This is a genomic window from Vibrio penaeicida, from assembly GCF_019977755.1.
Lineage (GTDB): Bacteria > Pseudomonadota > Gammaproteobacteria > Enterobacterales > Vibrionaceae > Vibrio > Vibrio penaeicida.
Map to the genome: position 1 here is coordinate 3,839,472 of NZ_AP025144.1, position 14,052 is coordinate 3,853,523.

A 14,052-nucleotide genomic window follows, 5' to 3' on the forward strand; every position below is an offset into this window, starting at 1 on the left:
TGCGTGATGAAGCCTTTATCCAAGCGACTGTGCATTGGGGCGTTAAGCAGTATTTTGATTCTAATACTGCTTATCGTCGGAGCTTTTTTTATCGCGAATGCCCGCTCACCTCTTAACCTTGCGCAGAAATTGGATCACAGCACCACGGTCTATAGTAAAAATGGCGAGGTGCTACGCCAATTTTCCAACTCCAAGGGTATTTTTCGAACCCCAATAAAACATCAAGTGCGTAATGGAAAGGTCTTACGCCCAGTCTCGGACGTGTACTTAACAGCCCTGCTGGAATATGAAGATAAGTACTTTTACGTTCACCCCGGCTTTAACCCATTTTCCCTTGCTAGAGCACTGATTCAGCAAGTCTCCCATGGGCGTGTAATTTCGGGCGGCTCCACCATAACGATGCAGGTCGCACGCATGTTTTATCCTTATGAGCGTTCATATGCCGGTAAAGTTGAGCAAATATTTAGAGCGATACAAATCGAGCTGGCTTACAGCAAGGAAGAGATTTTAGATTTGTACCTGACCCATACGCCAATGGGGGGAAACATTGAAGGGGTCGAAGCTGGAGCACAACGTTACTTTGGTAAATCGGCTCAGAACCTCAATTTAACCGAATCACTCACTTTAGTGGTACTGCCTCAGCGTCCGAGCAGCACTCGCCCCGATCGCCACCCTAAGCTTGCATTAACGGCAAGGAATAAAGTTTTGTACAGGGTCAGCGAAGCGCTGGCACTGACGGACTCGACCACTCATTTATTAGCAAGCTCTCCACTCGGTGCATCTCGGTATCTGTCGCCAGTGATGAGCCCACTGCTTGCAAGAAGGCTGCGCTCAAACCAGCCAAACCTTGCAGAGTTTGACACCTTCATCAATCACACATTGCAATCTTCAATCGAAGCACTGATATCAAAGCGCTCGACAGATTGGTCATCCACACTCTCCAGCGCCGTGCTTGTGATGGAAAACGCTACCGGAGAAGTGATTGCTTACAAAGGTTCCGCCGACTTCGCGAACTTGCGTCGTTATGGGCATGTCGACATGGTGCAGGCGATTCGCTCCCCTGGCTCAACGTTGAAGCCCTTTATTTACGGGATGGCACTGGAAAAACAGCTCATCCACAGTGGCAGTTTAATGATGGACATCCCTATTGCACATGGGAACTACCAGCCACAAAACTTTAACCGTTATTTCAGCGGTCCGATCCGCATGGACAAAGCGCTGCAACTCTCTAAGAACTCTACTGTCGTACAAGTTCTTAGCTTGCTAGGGTCTGAAGAGTTCCTGAGTTTTTTAAACACAAGCCAAATCCCTCTAAAGGCAGATGACGCAAACTTATCTTTTGCTTTAGGCGGAGTAGGTACTAACTTAGAAGGTCTTGTTTCTCTCTACTCTTCACTAGTAAAAGAAGGGGTTGCCGTAAAACCGAGATACCTTGAAGGTGAAACAACGTCGCAGAATAAATTACTGACTCCAGAAGCGAGTTGGATTCTGTTTGACATCTTGTCTCAAATTCCACCGCCTCAGCGTTTTGCCCCTGCTCACGGCAGAAAAGTCGCTTGGAAAACAGGCACCAGTTACGGATTCCGCGATGCTTGGTCCATTGGCGTGAGCCCTAGATACACAGTTGGCGTATGGGTAGGAAGACCAGACGGCTCACCCAACGTAGGGCAAACAGGAGCCAAACAAGCCGCTCCCATCATGTTTGATGTGTTTGATTTACTTCCACCAGAATCTAAGCCACTCATCAAGCCTATCAATGTCTCTTCTAGCATTGTATGTTGGCCAAGTGGGTTATTACAGACGCAGATTAAACAAGAAGACTGTTTGAGCACTCAGCCCGCGTGGCTAATTGACGAGCAAGCACCACCAACGTTGAGGTACCAAGAACCTTTCAACACCTTGCATCAGTGGCCAGAGCCGTTGCAGCAGTGGTCACTCTCAAAAGGTATATCTTTGAATCAATCCGCACCGATTCGCCAAGAAAGCGTCACGATTTTAACGCCTCAGAACGAAATGCAGTTTTTTCCCTACCCCGGGCAAGTTTTAAACCTCAAAGCGAGCGTAGAGAATGCTGGTTGGTATTTGAATGATCAGCCACTTTCAAAGCCAGAGATTGAATTTGATCAGTTAAGCGATGGTCGTTACCAATTAACCGCCTGTCTAATTCACTGTGACAATGTCGTTATCCAAGTCTTTAAGTAATTTGCGCTTCAAACTTAGCCCAAGAATAGACGCTTTCAATACCATCCGTCACTGAAAATGATTGTCTTTCCTTCCTGTAATTCGCAATAATCTGTTCCAGCTGCAACGCACTTTTGAAAACTTGTAACAGTCAGCCGCGATCATTATTTGATCTAAGGCTACAGTTTCGACTACAAAGTGTAGTAAAATTACGCTAATTTGATTTATCAGTTACTTTGAATTTGACGAGGTTAGAACTATGTCAGCTAAGAAGCCAATGGCTCTAGTTATTTTGGATGGGTGGGGACACCGCGAAGACACAGCAAGCAACTCTATTGCTAACGCTAAAACACCGGTTATGGATGAGCTGTTAGCAACCCAGCCAAACACACTTATTTCTGCATCTGGTTTTGATGTAGGTCTGCCTGACGGTCAAATGGGTAACTCAGAAGTGGGTCACACCAACATTGGTGCAGGTCGTGTGGTATACCAAGACTTAACTCGTATTACTAAGTCGATTGCTGATGGTGAGTTCGAACAAAATGAAGCATTGGTTGCTGCTATCGACAAAGCCGTTAACGCAGGTAAAGCCGTTCACTTGATGGGTCTAATGTCCCCAGGTGGCGTTCACAGCCACGAAGACCACATTTACGCTGCAGTAAAAATGGCAGCAGCACGTGGCGCAGAAAAGATTTACCTTCACTGCTTCCTTGACGGACGTGACACTCCACCACGCAGCGCAGAAAACTCTCTAAAACGTTTTGATGACTTGTTTGCCGAGCTAGGCAAAGGTCGAGTGGCTTCTTTGGTGGGTCGCTACTACGCAATGGACCGTGATAACAACTGGGATCGCGTTCAAGTCGCTTACGAATTGCTGACTGAAGCAAAAGCAGAATTCACATACAGCAGCGCTGTTGAAGGTTTAGAAGCGGCGTACGCACGTGACGAAAACGATGAATTCGTGAAAGCGACAACTCTTCAAGCTGAAGGTCAAGAAGACGCAAGCATTCAAGATGGCGATGCGGTTATCTTTATGAACTACCGTGCGGACCGTGCTCGTCAAATTACGCGTACTTTCGTTACCGATTTCGCGGGTTTTGAGCGCAACGTATTCCCATCAGCAGAGTTCGTTATGCTGACGCAATATGCGGCAGATATTCCTCTGGCAACGGCATTCCCACCAGCTTCTCTAGACAACACGCTAGGTGAGTGGCTATCTAAGTGTGGCAAAACTCAGCTTCGTATGTCTGAAACAGAAAAATACGCACACGTTACTTTCTTCTTCAATGGTGGCGTAGAAGCTGAATTTGAAGGTGAAGAGCGTAGCTTAGTTGCTTCTCCTAAAGTGGCAACATACGACCTGCAACCAGAAATGAGCTCTGCAGAACTGACTGAGAAATTCGTCGCTGCTATCAAATCAGGCAAATACGACTCTATCATTTGTAACTACCCTAACCCAGATATGGTGGGTCACACAGGCGTTTACGAAGCTGCAGTTCAAGCTATCGAAGCTGTAGATGCATGCGTAGGTAAAGTGGTTGAAGCCATTCGTGAAGTAGACGGCCAGGTTCTTATTACGGCTGACCACGGTAACGCGGAAATGATGGTCGACCCTGAAACAGGCGGTACGCACACTGCGCACACTAACCTTCCAGTTCCATTGGTATACGTGGGTAGCCGTGAGCTTGAGTTTGTTGAAGGCGGTAAGCTGTCTGACCTTGCTCCGACAATGCTTCAGCTATCAGATCTGGAAATCCCTGCTGAGATGACTGGTCAGGTGATCGTTAATCTGAAATAATCATCCTCATAATCAAGAGGCTGGAACTGCTTCAGCCTCGTCTTATGGCGGAACGATTCATACGGATGAACCTGTTTAATTTACAGTATTCCTTAAACGCCAGTGCATTTCGCGCTGGCGTTTTCTCATGTCTTCTTATCGTTATCTCGACATTCAGTGGCAGTACACTTGCGGCTTCTCAAACTGAACTTAAAGGGGTAAAGACAGAAATTTCTCGCCAACAGCAGCAGCTCAATAAAGCACAGAAGCAGCTCAACAAACTGCAAGGCGAACTCAAAAAACAAGAGCTTTCAATCAATGCGATTGAGAAGACGATCAAGCAGACTGAAGCCAACCTAAAGAAAGCCAACACCAACCTAAGCCAATACCAAAAACAAAAGTCCTCTTTAGAAAAGCAGCAAAAATTACAAAGTGACACGTTAAAAGAGCTGGTCAAAACCTATTACATAACTCGACGCAAATACGATGCGGCATCCCTTCTGCAAAGTGATAACAAAGCCGAACTGGATCGCATTGGGCACTATTTCCAACACTTAGCCAAAGAGCGCACTAAAACTATTGAAGCACTCATGGCAACCGAAACCGAATTGGAAACCACCCACCGTGCATTGAGACAAAAACAACAAGAAATATCCGATTTGCTGGCGACTCAAAAATCCAAGAAGAAAGCACTAACCAGCTCACAATCAAGCCGTAAGAAAACCGTCTCTAAAATTAAAAACACCGTTAAGAACGACAAAACGTATTTATCCGAACTGCAACGCAACGAAAACCGATTAAAAGCCGAAATCGCCAAAGCCGCAAAACGCGCTGCTATTCCAATGAACGGTCTAAGCAAGCAAAAAGGACGACTTCCGTGGCCACTTCGAGGCAGAGTGTTGCACAATTACGGCACAAAGCAGACTGGGCAGGTAAACTGGAAAGGTATGGTGATCAGCGCTAAACACCAACAACCGGTAAAAGCCGTGTATTCGGGCACCGTGGTTTTCGCAGAATACTTACGAGGCTATGGCTTGCTTGTGTTAGTCGACCATGGAAAGGGCGACATGACGTTGTACGGCTTTAATCAGACTCTGATGAAAAAAGAGGGCGATAAAGTACAAGCCGGTGAAACCATTGCACTCGCAGGGGATACAGGAGGGCAAGACAGAACCTCCCTATACTTTGAGATTCGACGAAACAGTAAAGCTCAGAATCCGAAATCTTGGTTAACCAGATAAGAATACTTAATAAAGTACGAATAAAACAGAAAGGGAACTTGAAGCTCCCTTATTAAACTCTCTACGGTACTGAAACGTAAATTACTTAGTATAGAATTCTTTATACCAAGAGATAAATTCCGCAACCCCTTCTTTAACACTTACTCGAGGCTTGTAACCAGTTGCTGCGAATAGATCTTCGGTATCAGCATAAGTTTGGTAAACATCCCCAGGCTGCATTCCTCTGAAGTTTTTCTTAGCTTCGATTCCAAGTTCATTTTCAATCGCTTTCACAAAATCCATTAGGTTGATAGGTGAACCATGACCGATATTGTAGACGGCATAAGGGGCTGAACTACTTGCTGGAGTACCTGATTCAACAGTCCAGTTAGCACTTCTAGATGGCAAAATATCTGCGATACGAACTACACCCTCCACAATATCGTCAACATGTGTAAAGTCTCGCCACATGTCACCATTATTATTGATATCGATCGTTTCTCTATCAATAATCTTCTTAGTGAAAATGTATGGTGCCATATCAGGCCTTCCCCATGAACCATACACGGTGAAGAAACGAAGACCTGTTGTAGGGATATCGTAGAGGTGTGAATAGCTGTGCGCCATCAGCTCATTTGATTTTTTTGTTGCAGCATACAGTGACACTGGATGATCAACACTATCAGATGTTGCAAAAGGGACTTTTGCATTTAAGCCGTAAACAGAGCTGGAAGAAGCGTAAACCAAATGCTCAACGTTGTTTTGGCGGCAACCTTCCAGAATATTCAGATGACCAACCAAATTGGAATCCGCATAAGCATGTGGATTTTCCAGTGAATAACGAACGCCTGCTTGTGCTGCAAGGTGAATGACTCGATCAAATTTCTCGGAGGCAAATAGCTGTTCAATCGCTTTGCGATCAGCAATATCTATATTTACAAACTTGAATAGAGGGCTCTCAATGCGAGAAAGCCGAGCATGCTTTAAATTAACGTCGTAGTAATCATTTAGATTATCGATACCCACTACTTCATGCCCTAGAGCATTAAGCTTTTCTGCTGTAGCGCTACCGATAAAGCCAGCCGCACCTGTTACTAAGTACTTCATTATTTACAGATTCCTAAAGAAACAAACAGCCAGTCTCACAAGACTGGCTTGACTTAATCTATTGCTTGGCTAGTCACTACCAAACAGATCCCGCGTATATACTTTATCTTTTACATCGCTCAGCTCTTCCCCCATACGATTCGATACGATAACATCAGATTTCTTCTTAAATTCATTCAAATCTGTGATGACTTTCGAATGGAAAAACTCTTTATCTTCCAAAGCTGGTTCAAACACCAAAACTTCAATACCCTTCGCTTTCAAGCGCTTCATGATTCCTTGAATACTTGAAGCTCGGAAATTATCCGATCCCGCTTTCATGATTAAGCGATATATCCCAACCACTTTTGGTTGCTTTTGAAGAATAGATTCAGCAATGAAATCTTTGCGCGTTCGGTTGGCATCCACAATCGCTTGAACAATGTTGTTCGGAACGTCTTGATAGTTCGCCAAAAGCTGCTTGGTATCTTTTGGTAAACAGTATCCACCGTAGCCAAATGAAGGGTTGTTGTAATGGCTGCCAATACGAGGATCGAGACCAACACCTTCAATAATCTGGCGAGAATCTAATCCATGCGCTTCCGCGTAGGAATCCAACTCGTTAAAGTACGCAACGCGCATCGCCAAGTATGTATTAGAGAACAATTTAACAGCTTCAGCTTCTGTTGAGTTGGTAAAAAGAACTTCAATGTTCTCTTTTTCAGCACCTTGAACGAGCAGGTCCGCAAATTTCCTTGCCCTCTCACTTTGCTCACCAACAATGATTCGAGACGGATGCAAGTTATCATAAAGCGCCCGCCCTTCTCGCAAAAACTCAGGAGAAAATATAATGTTATTGCAACCTAGTTCTTTACTAATACGCTCGGTATAGCCAACTGGTACTGTTGACTTAATCACCATCGTCGCGTTTGGATTGATTGCCATGACATCTTTAATCACTGCTTCTACAGAAGCCGTTTTAAAGTAGTTAGTTACTGGGTCATAATCCGTTGGAGTCGCAATAACGACATACTCTGCTTCTTTGTATGCGCTTTCTTTGTCTAACGTCGCCACTAAATTCAACGATTTTTCCGCCAAGAAAGATTCAATTTCTTTATCCGCTATAGGGGATATTTTGTTATTGATCTGCGCCACTTTACTTTCAATGACATCCACAGCGGTAACTTCATTATGTTGAGCCAACAACACGGCATTGGACAAACCTACGTAGCCTGTCCCTGCTATTGCGATTTTCATTACTTACCTTCTATCTCAAGACTAAAATACGGTATTTCAAACACGGGTAATTATTATTAAATACAAAAACGTTAAATCGTGATTTTATACTGAATCTCACAATACGACCTCTAACGCTTTACTGAACAAAGCTACTCTCTAACTCTATCTCCAGAGCCTTTTCCGGATACTGTTTGTAAGATGTATCGAAAATAATTACGAACACTGATTGTTTTTATCATTTCACTGTCTAATTGTGATAATTTTTCGGGCGTTGACATGTCAACTTGATTAACTTGAGCCAATCCCGTGATCCCAGGTAATACATCGAAAACATGAAGCTCACTCCTTTTTTCAATCAACTCAGATTGGTTAAAAAGACAAGGTCTTGGACCAACTAAACTCATCTCGCCCTTCACCACATTGATAAGTTGTGGAAGTTCATCAAGTTTAGTTTTACGTAAAAAGGAACCTAATTTAGTGACTGAAGAAGCATTCACAAGATGAGTAGCGACCGATTTTGTTTCCACTGGCATAGTACGAAATTTAATAAGCGTAAAGGGCTTTAGATTTTTACCTACCCTTTCTTGGCGGAAGACTGGTGCTCCGGTATCGAACAATCCAACAATGTACACAATAAGCAATACTGGCCAGAGTACTATCAGTCCAATAATTGCAAACAAAAAGTCTAGGATGCGTAAAGTAAAAGTCATACTGAATCTTATCAACTATAGTGAAATACACGTTTTCATTTTTTGGATGCCAAAAAGTGATCAACGGTTCTTTGAATACCTTCTTGAAAAGAAATGGAAGGCTGCCAGTTAAGGCGAGAAAATGTATCCGTCGCATCAACTTCTAAATTCCCAGCGATTCTATCCATTACGGCTTTTTTTCCAAGTAATGATGCAGCCAATGTTAACATGTGAACGGGGATAGGGAGCATAAAATAACGCTTAGACATACTCGATGAAATCGCGTTAAAAATCTCCGGGGTCGACACGCTTTTACCATCAGAAACTAAGAAAGTTTGACCTCCAGCCTTATCGTTTGTGACACATTCGAGAATCAAATCTACTAAATTATCGATATATACTAAGCTCCGAGCATTTTTGACACAGCCAAATGGTAAGGGGACCCCCGTATGGACAATCTTCATCATAGAGCGGAAATTTGCTTTAACACCAGGTCCATATACCAAAGGCGGACGAATAATAACCACATCCAGCCCAGTTTCTTTTGAGAGCCGTTGAAGTTCTATTTCTGCTTCGTATTTGCTATTTCCATAAGGGTCTAGTGGTGCAGTATCAACCTTTGATGTAAACGCTTTTCCAATTCCGGTGCTTTCGCCATTCACCTTGATTGAGCTTAGAAAAATAAATCTTCTCACACCGGATTTTACCGCCTGCCTAGCAAGATGAATCGTTGCTTCCGTATTTACTCGTTGGTACGCTTTGAAAGCGGAAGCCTCATCTTCTTTCATTTGATGCACTCGCGCAGCACAATGTATAACACAGTAAACACCGCACAAAGCATCATCCCAATCCGTTTCAAGCCCAAGGTCGAGTTGAAAAAAATCGAATCGCTTATCAACTTGTACTGTATTTCTGTGCTGAACACTCACATCCCACCCCATGTTGGATGCCTTTTGAGACACTCTACTGCCAACAAAACCCGTTCCGCCCGTTACAAGTACTTTCAAATTCCCACCGCTTAGCCTTTCAAACGCTCAGAAGCAAAATTGCCGCCTAGCTTAAATAACTTAAGAATATTACAATACACCCGATAAAAGATAAAAATGATTCCACAATTCAGAGCAATAAATGATAAAGCTACTTAGTCGACTTTTAAGCGCTAGCCGAAAAAACAAACGTCTTATCAGTATTTCATACGATTCAATTGCTATCGTATTATCGATCTATCTTGCTACAGCATTGCGCTTAGACGACTTCACTTTCGAAATTGGACTCGACGAAACAGCCAGTGCCCTTTGCACAGTTATCGTGACGATATTTTGCTTCATACGGTTAGGGATGTATCGAGCAGTTCTCCGATATATGATGCTACCAGCCCTAGGAAATATCTTTATTGCGGTTGTTATCTCATCGGTGACGCTTGCTTTGAGCAGCTTCTTTTTTCAGTCTTTTGTACCTCGAAGTGTTCCTTTCATCTACTGTGGTTTCGCTATCTTAGCTATGGGTGGCCCAAGAGTACTTTTCAGAACCATCTACTACCATTATTACCGAAGAAAAAAGCCAAACGTATTTATCTACGGAGCGGGGGCTACTGGTCGAGACCTTGCTTACGCCTTAGTACAAGGTAATGAGTATCACCCAGTCGTATTGCTAGACGATGACGCGACTAAAGCAGGGCAAGTAATGTTCGGCATCAAAGTACATCACACAGAGGACTTTGAAAGCCTAATGTCTCTGTATCAGCCTGTTAAATTGCTACTAGCAATCAACAATATCAATAAAGGCGAGCGCTTAAGGCTGTTAGAAAAGTTATCAAACTGGCCCATCGCCGTTCAGTCGGTCCCATCTGTAGAAGACATTGCAGCGGGTAGAGCTCAAGCAACAGACGTAAAAGATCTCGATGTAGCCGATCTATTAGGGCGCTCCCCTGTTGAACCAGACATTGATTTGATGGAAAAAAACATTCTTGGTAAGAATGTTATGGTTACTGGGGCTGGAGGGTCTATCGGCTCCGAGCTTTGCCGCCAAATTGCGAACTATAAACCTAAAACTCTTATCTTATTTGAGCTCAATGAGTACAACTTATACGCGATCGATCAGGAATTACAACTACTCAAAGAGAAGCAGAGTTTGGACATTAAGATTGTTGCTTCATTGGGTTCTGTTCAGAAAGAAAATCGATTGCTAAAAATTATGCAAGCTCATGGTGTAGATACTGTATATCACGCTGCAGCGTACAAACACGTTCCTCTTGTAGAAGATAATGCTATTGAAGGCATAAGGAATAATGTTTTTGGTACCCTAGCCTGTGCCAATGCAGCCATCGAAGCGGGAGTTAGCCACTTTACACTCATATCAACCGACAAAGCCGTTCGGCCGACAAATATTATGGGTGCGAGCAAAAGAATGGCCGAATTGGTACTACAAGCACTTGCAGATAAGCAAACAGACACTATTTTTACCATGGTACGCTTTGGTAATGTACTGGGCTCTTCAGGTTCAGTTGTTCCACTATTCAAAAAACAGATAAAGAAAGGCGGACCAGTAACCGTCACCCATACTGATATCACTCGTTACTTTATGTTGATTCCCGAGGCTGCGCAGCTTGTTATTCAAGCCGGAGCCATGGCGCACAACGGTCAGGTGTTTGTATTGGATATGGGTGAACCCGTTAAAATCTTGGATCTCGCCAAAAGAATGATTCATTTAATGGGGTTACAAGAGTATGTGGAAGGCACTGGAGAAGAGGGGGATATTGCTATAAAGATTACTGGGTTAAGACCCGGGGAGAAACTATATGAAGAGCTTTTAATTGGGGATGATGTTGAAGGTACAAGCCATCAAAAAATCATGACGGCTTTGGAGGAAAAATTGACGTGGCGAGATATGAGTAAATTAATAGAAAGAATGGATACTAGTTGCCACAATTTTGATTCTGAAAGCATTCAAATGCTATTACTCGAAGCACCTACAGGATATACGCAGCAATGAATTAATCACCAATTGATATTGTACAACCTACCATCAAAAAGATCACTTTCTGCTATTAACCTCTGTACTGATACAGGAAAATACTGTTTCAAATAGTTGATATCACCAGAGTCGAATGTTAACCCGCTTAAGTCTACATAACGATCTTTACGCACAATAATTGAAATATTGTAATCATATGTATGTATCGAGGCATTGCGGCAGTCAAAGCCAGCCAAAATCATTTGGTATAAAAGTAACCCTGCATTATATAAATTAACATGCCCTCCAACAATCTCATGTTTAAGTGGAGGTACTGTCAATGCAGCAATCCCATCGTCTTTCAGATCGCTATACACTTTCGAAAGAAACTTGTGAGTATCAGGTTGATGCTCCAGTACATGAGAAGCCCATATACAATCAAATTTCTCTTTCGGCTGATACTTATAATAATCACACTTAACTACGTTTTTTGAGTCGCTACATTTCTTAAAATAAACCGATTCTCCATAATCTAACGCCGTAACCGATTTACCATTCTCTAAGAATATATCTGTATGTCTACCTTCGCCGGAGCCAATGTCTAAAATCGATTGAAATTTAAAATCTCGCAAGAGTTTAGATAATGCTTGAGCAGAAGTGAGACCATAATGTTTTGTCTCATCATTGACTCTCTCTCTCTCTATTTTATCTTTAATATATGGATGTGTTGCAAAGTAATCTAAAATCTTTGTTTTCAGGACTACCGGTATCAGACTAGCTATTTTATATTGCATTATATCCACTTAATTCCATGTTTATGAAAAAATCTGACCATTGATCTCAAAAAGAAAGAAATATGCTTTACCCCTTTCTTTCCGGTATTACCACCGAAATGTTTAATAACAAAATTAGGGTTGTAATAGATTGTACCTTTCTCACCAAGCCTCAAGCTGAGGTCAAAATCTTCGAAATAAAGAAAGAAATCTTCATCAAAACCACAAACCTCAATAAGATCTTTTTTTCGACACATCATACAACAGCCGCTTGCAATTTTTGCAGATGTAATAAGGTCACTATCAAGAACATCTTGGCAAGAATATGCGTTTAGAGTCTTTCTAAAAATGTTATTGAATATAGATATATCTAAAAAAGCGTAACACCAAAACCAGTAAGGACGGATACTGTTTTATTCCAGAAAGAACTTTTCCTTTACTATCCAGAATTTTAGGGGAAACTAGTATACAGTTTGAGTTCTTTTCTAATTGAGAAATAGCAACTTCAATTGCATTCTCATCAAAAATAACATCCGGATTTAATATTAGATGATAATATCCGGAATCCTCAAAGATGGAAATATTATTGCTGACACCGTATCCAGGATTGTCATGCCTTACAGTATGCTCAAAGTTAATAGTAAATCCAAAAGTATCATTATTCAAAGCAGCCTCTAATGATTTAACATCAAAGCAGCCCTTATTATCTAAAACTCTAACATTTAAAGCTTCGATTTGCGCATGCTTCGATGAGAGAATTAAGGACTCCAATACCGACTTTATTTCACTCAAACTATGCCCATAGACAACAATAGATACATCTAATATTCTTTTGATTTTCTTATCATACATCAAAAAACTTACCTTTAATCTTGTCAACTACTCGTCTAAGCTTTGCGCCAAACATGTAAGAATAATTATCTTTGATATCATTGACATGCCAATCTAAGGTTACTGAAGCTTGCTTTAAAGGTTCAATTTCTTGAATTTTCTTCTCTAATTTTCTAATTCTGATTTCTAAATTCTGATTTTTTATTTCTGATAAATAACTTCGATCTTTAGATTTCGATATAAAATATTCGATCACACTATGAAGGTCAGAACTACATTTCTTTTCAGGGTGGTAATAGTTAACTTGGTATATGTATGCAGCATAAAATAACTCAAAAATATTTCGTCTGCTATTTCTTCTCTTCACAAGTTTTTTATCTCGAGTTACACCCCAGCCAGCATAAAATGGACTGCCGTACACAACGACTTCTTTCCCACACATTAAGGCTTCAAACCCCATTTGCGTAGTCGCGCAATATACAATGTCAACTCTTTTTAATAGATCAATCGAATTTGAGTTTTCAGTTATTACTTTAAACCCTCTATCTTCTAGGTTTTTAGGATCATAGTGCCCTTTTCTAATCCCTAGCGCTGTTTCAGGGTGAAGTTTAACTATCACATCTTTATCTGGATTCTCTGCTTGAGCATCATTTAGCATATTCTCGAAATCACTTGGTTCAGCTCCACCAAGTTGTATCGACATATCTCCATATACCTGATCGATGACCAAAACTGTACCCTTACCCTGATCTACACAAAGCGAGCAAGTATCAACTGAACAGTACTTTGTAATGTTATTGCTGACCATTGAATAAATCGTATCTGCTAACTCACTTTTTTCTTGTTCAGTCAGAATAAATTCATCATCGTTTAATAAGTTTTCTATCGATGATTCCTGATTACAGTCGTAATAGCAGCCAAGTGGATCATAGCGTAGTGACGCAGAAACCTCACCAAAAGCCATTGGGAAAAAGGAACGTAAGAAACCGTCTTCAATAATTAATATAGGTTTACTGTGTTTAACAGCATAATTAAGTAACATTTGACAATTTACGTCAGTTTCCGAAACCCCCCAAAGTACAACAAAATCTATATCATTTGCCTTTGGCTCGGGATCAGTATGCTTATGAAATTTAGCTATATTAAGGAACTCTTCAGTTAAGTTTTGATATCGTTCAGAAAACTCTTCCTCAACCAAAAGAGACATTCCGTAGGCTGATTTACTACCATTCAGTAAATTACGGTCAAAGGGTTTGTCTGAAATGTGTTTTCTGAGAATCTCGCGAAAATCCATAATATTCCTA

Annotated in this window: 11 protein-coding genes; 4 read left to right on the forward strand and 7 right to left on the reverse strand. The window is 41.7% G+C overall.

Annotated elements, in window-relative coordinates:
- Positions 1 to 6: 6 nt before the first annotated feature.
- The 3 genes from pbpC to LDO37_RS17190 all read left to right on the forward strand — a co-directional run bounded on the left by pbpC (position 7) and on the right by LDO37_RS17190 (position 5,199).
- Positions 7 to 2,202, forward strand: coding sequence for a penicillin-binding protein 1C (gene pbpC / locus LDO37_RS17180; RefSeq protein WP_126609342.1), 2,196 nt, complete (start codon positions 7 to 9; stop codon positions 2,200 to 2,202).
- A gap of 238 nt (positions 2,203 to 2,440) precedes the next feature.
- Entirely contained in the window at positions 2,441 to 3,979 is a 1,539-nt protein-coding gene (gene gpmM, locus LDO37_RS17185) for a 2,3-bisphosphoglycerate-independent phosphoglycerate mutase (RefSeq protein ID WP_126609341.1), read from the forward strand.
- 65 nt (positions 3,980 to 4,044) lie between these two features.
- Positions 4,045 to 5,199, forward strand: coding sequence for a murein hydrolase activator EnvC family protein (locus tag LDO37_RS17190; protein WP_126609340.1), 1,155 nt, complete (start codon positions 4,045 to 4,047; stop codon positions 5,197 to 5,199).
- An 81-nt stretch (positions 5,200 to 5,280) separates the two neighbouring features.
- On the opposite strand, the gene LDO37_RS17195 is transcribed toward LDO37_RS17190, so the two are convergent.
- The 4 genes from LDO37_RS17195 to LDO37_RS17210 all read right to left on the reverse strand — a co-directional run bounded on the left by LDO37_RS17195 (position 5,281) and on the right by LDO37_RS17210 (position 9,199).
- Complete coding sequence (locus tag LDO37_RS17195; RefSeq protein WP_126609339.1) at positions 5,281 to 6,285, reverse strand: NAD-dependent epimerase; 1,005 nt, start codon at positions 6,283 to 6,285, stop codon at positions 5,281 to 5,283.
- Positions 6,286 to 6,354: 69 nt separating this feature from the next.
- Positions 6,355 to 7,521 carry a nucleotide sugar dehydrogenase gene (locus LDO37_RS17200; protein WP_126609338.1) on the reverse strand — a complete coding sequence of 389 codons (1,167 nt, stop codon included), beginning with the start codon at positions 7,519 to 7,521 and terminating at the stop codon, positions 6,355 to 6,357.
- 131 nt (positions 7,522 to 7,652) lie between these two features.
- On the reverse strand, positions 7,653 to 8,213 hold the full coding sequence (locus tag LDO37_RS17205; RefSeq protein ID WP_126608200.1) for a sugar transferase: 561 nt from the start codon (positions 8,211 to 8,213) through the stop codon (positions 7,653 to 7,655).
- Between the two features lie 35 nt (positions 8,214 to 8,248).
- Positions 8,249 to 9,199, reverse strand: coding sequence for a UDP-glucose 4-epimerase family protein (locus LDO37_RS17210; protein ID WP_126608201.1), 951 nt, complete (start codon positions 9,197 to 9,199; stop codon positions 8,249 to 8,251).
- 121 nt (positions 9,200 to 9,320) lie between these two features.
- Here LDO37_RS17210 and LDO37_RS17215 point away from each other — a divergent pair, with 121 nt between their 5' ends.
- A complete protein-coding gene (locus tag LDO37_RS17215; RefSeq protein ID WP_126608202.1) occupies positions 9,321 to 11,183 on the forward strand; it encodes a polysaccharide biosynthesis protein in 1,863 nt (620 codons plus the stop codon).
- Positions 11,184 to 11,188: 5 nt separating this feature from the next.
- Here LDO37_RS17215 and LDO37_RS17220 read toward each other — a convergent pair whose 3' ends face one another.
- From LDO37_RS17220 to LDO37_RS17230, 3 genes are all read right to left on the reverse strand, one after another.
- Positions 11,189 to 11,938: a class I SAM-dependent methyltransferase gene (locus tag LDO37_RS17220; RefSeq protein WP_224055457.1), complete on the reverse strand. Its 750-nt coding sequence runs from the start codon at positions 11,936 to 11,938 to the stop codon at positions 11,189 to 11,191.
- 330 nt (positions 11,939 to 12,268) lie between these two features.
- On the reverse strand, positions 12,269 to 12,769 hold the full coding sequence (locus LDO37_RS17225; protein ID WP_224056033.1) for a glycosyltransferase family protein: 501 nt from the start codon (positions 12,767 to 12,769) through the stop codon (positions 12,269 to 12,271).
- The gene (locus LDO37_RS17230) at positions 12,762 to 14,042 is read right to left on the reverse strand and encodes a capsular polysaccharide export protein, LipB/KpsS family (protein WP_224055267.1); all 1,281 of its coding nucleotides are present in this window, start codon (positions 14,040 to 14,042) and stop codon (positions 12,762 to 12,764) included. Before LDO37_RS17230 ends, LDO37_RS17225 begins: the two co-directional genes overlap by 8 nt.
- Between the last annotated feature and the right edge of the window lie 10 nt (positions 14,043 to 14,052).

Coding starts and splice junctions, on each gene's coding strand:
- gpmM (WP_126609341.1), top strand. CDS start 2,441: ATGTCAGCTAAGAAGCCAATGGCTCTAGTTATTTTGGATGGGTGGGGA.
- LDO37_RS17200 (WP_126609338.1), bottom strand. CDS start 7,521: ATGAAAATCGCAATAGCAGGGACAGGCTACGTAGGTTTGTCCAATGCC.
- LDO37_RS17215 (WP_126608202.1), top strand. CDS start 9,321: ATGATAAAGCTACTTAGTCGACTTTTAAGCGCTAGCCGAAAAAACAAA.
- LDO37_RS17225 (WP_224056033.1), bottom strand. CDS start 12,769: ATGTATGATAAGAAAATCAAAAGAATATTAGATGTATCTATTGTTGTC.
- LDO37_RS17205 (WP_126608200.1), bottom strand. CDS start 8,213: ATGACTTTTACTTTACGCATCCTAGACTTTTTGTTTGCAATTATTGGA.
- LDO37_RS17190 (WP_126609340.1), top strand. CDS start 4,045: ATGAACCTGTTTAATTTACAGTATTCCTTAAACGCCAGTGCATTTCGC.
- LDO37_RS17220 (WP_224055457.1), bottom strand. CDS start 11,938: ATGCAATATAAAATAGCTAGTCTGATACCGGTAGTCCTGAAAACAAAG.
- pbpC (WP_126609342.1), top strand. CDS start 7: ATGAAGCCTTTATCCAAGCGACTGTGCATTGGGGCGTTAAGCAGTATT.
- LDO37_RS17195 (WP_126609339.1), bottom strand. CDS start 6,285: ATGAAGTACTTAGTAACAGGTGCGGCTGGCTTTATCGGTAGCGCTACA.
- LDO37_RS17230 (WP_224055267.1), bottom strand. CDS start 14,042: ATGGATTTTCGCGAGATTCTCAGAAAACACATTTCAGACAAACCCTTT.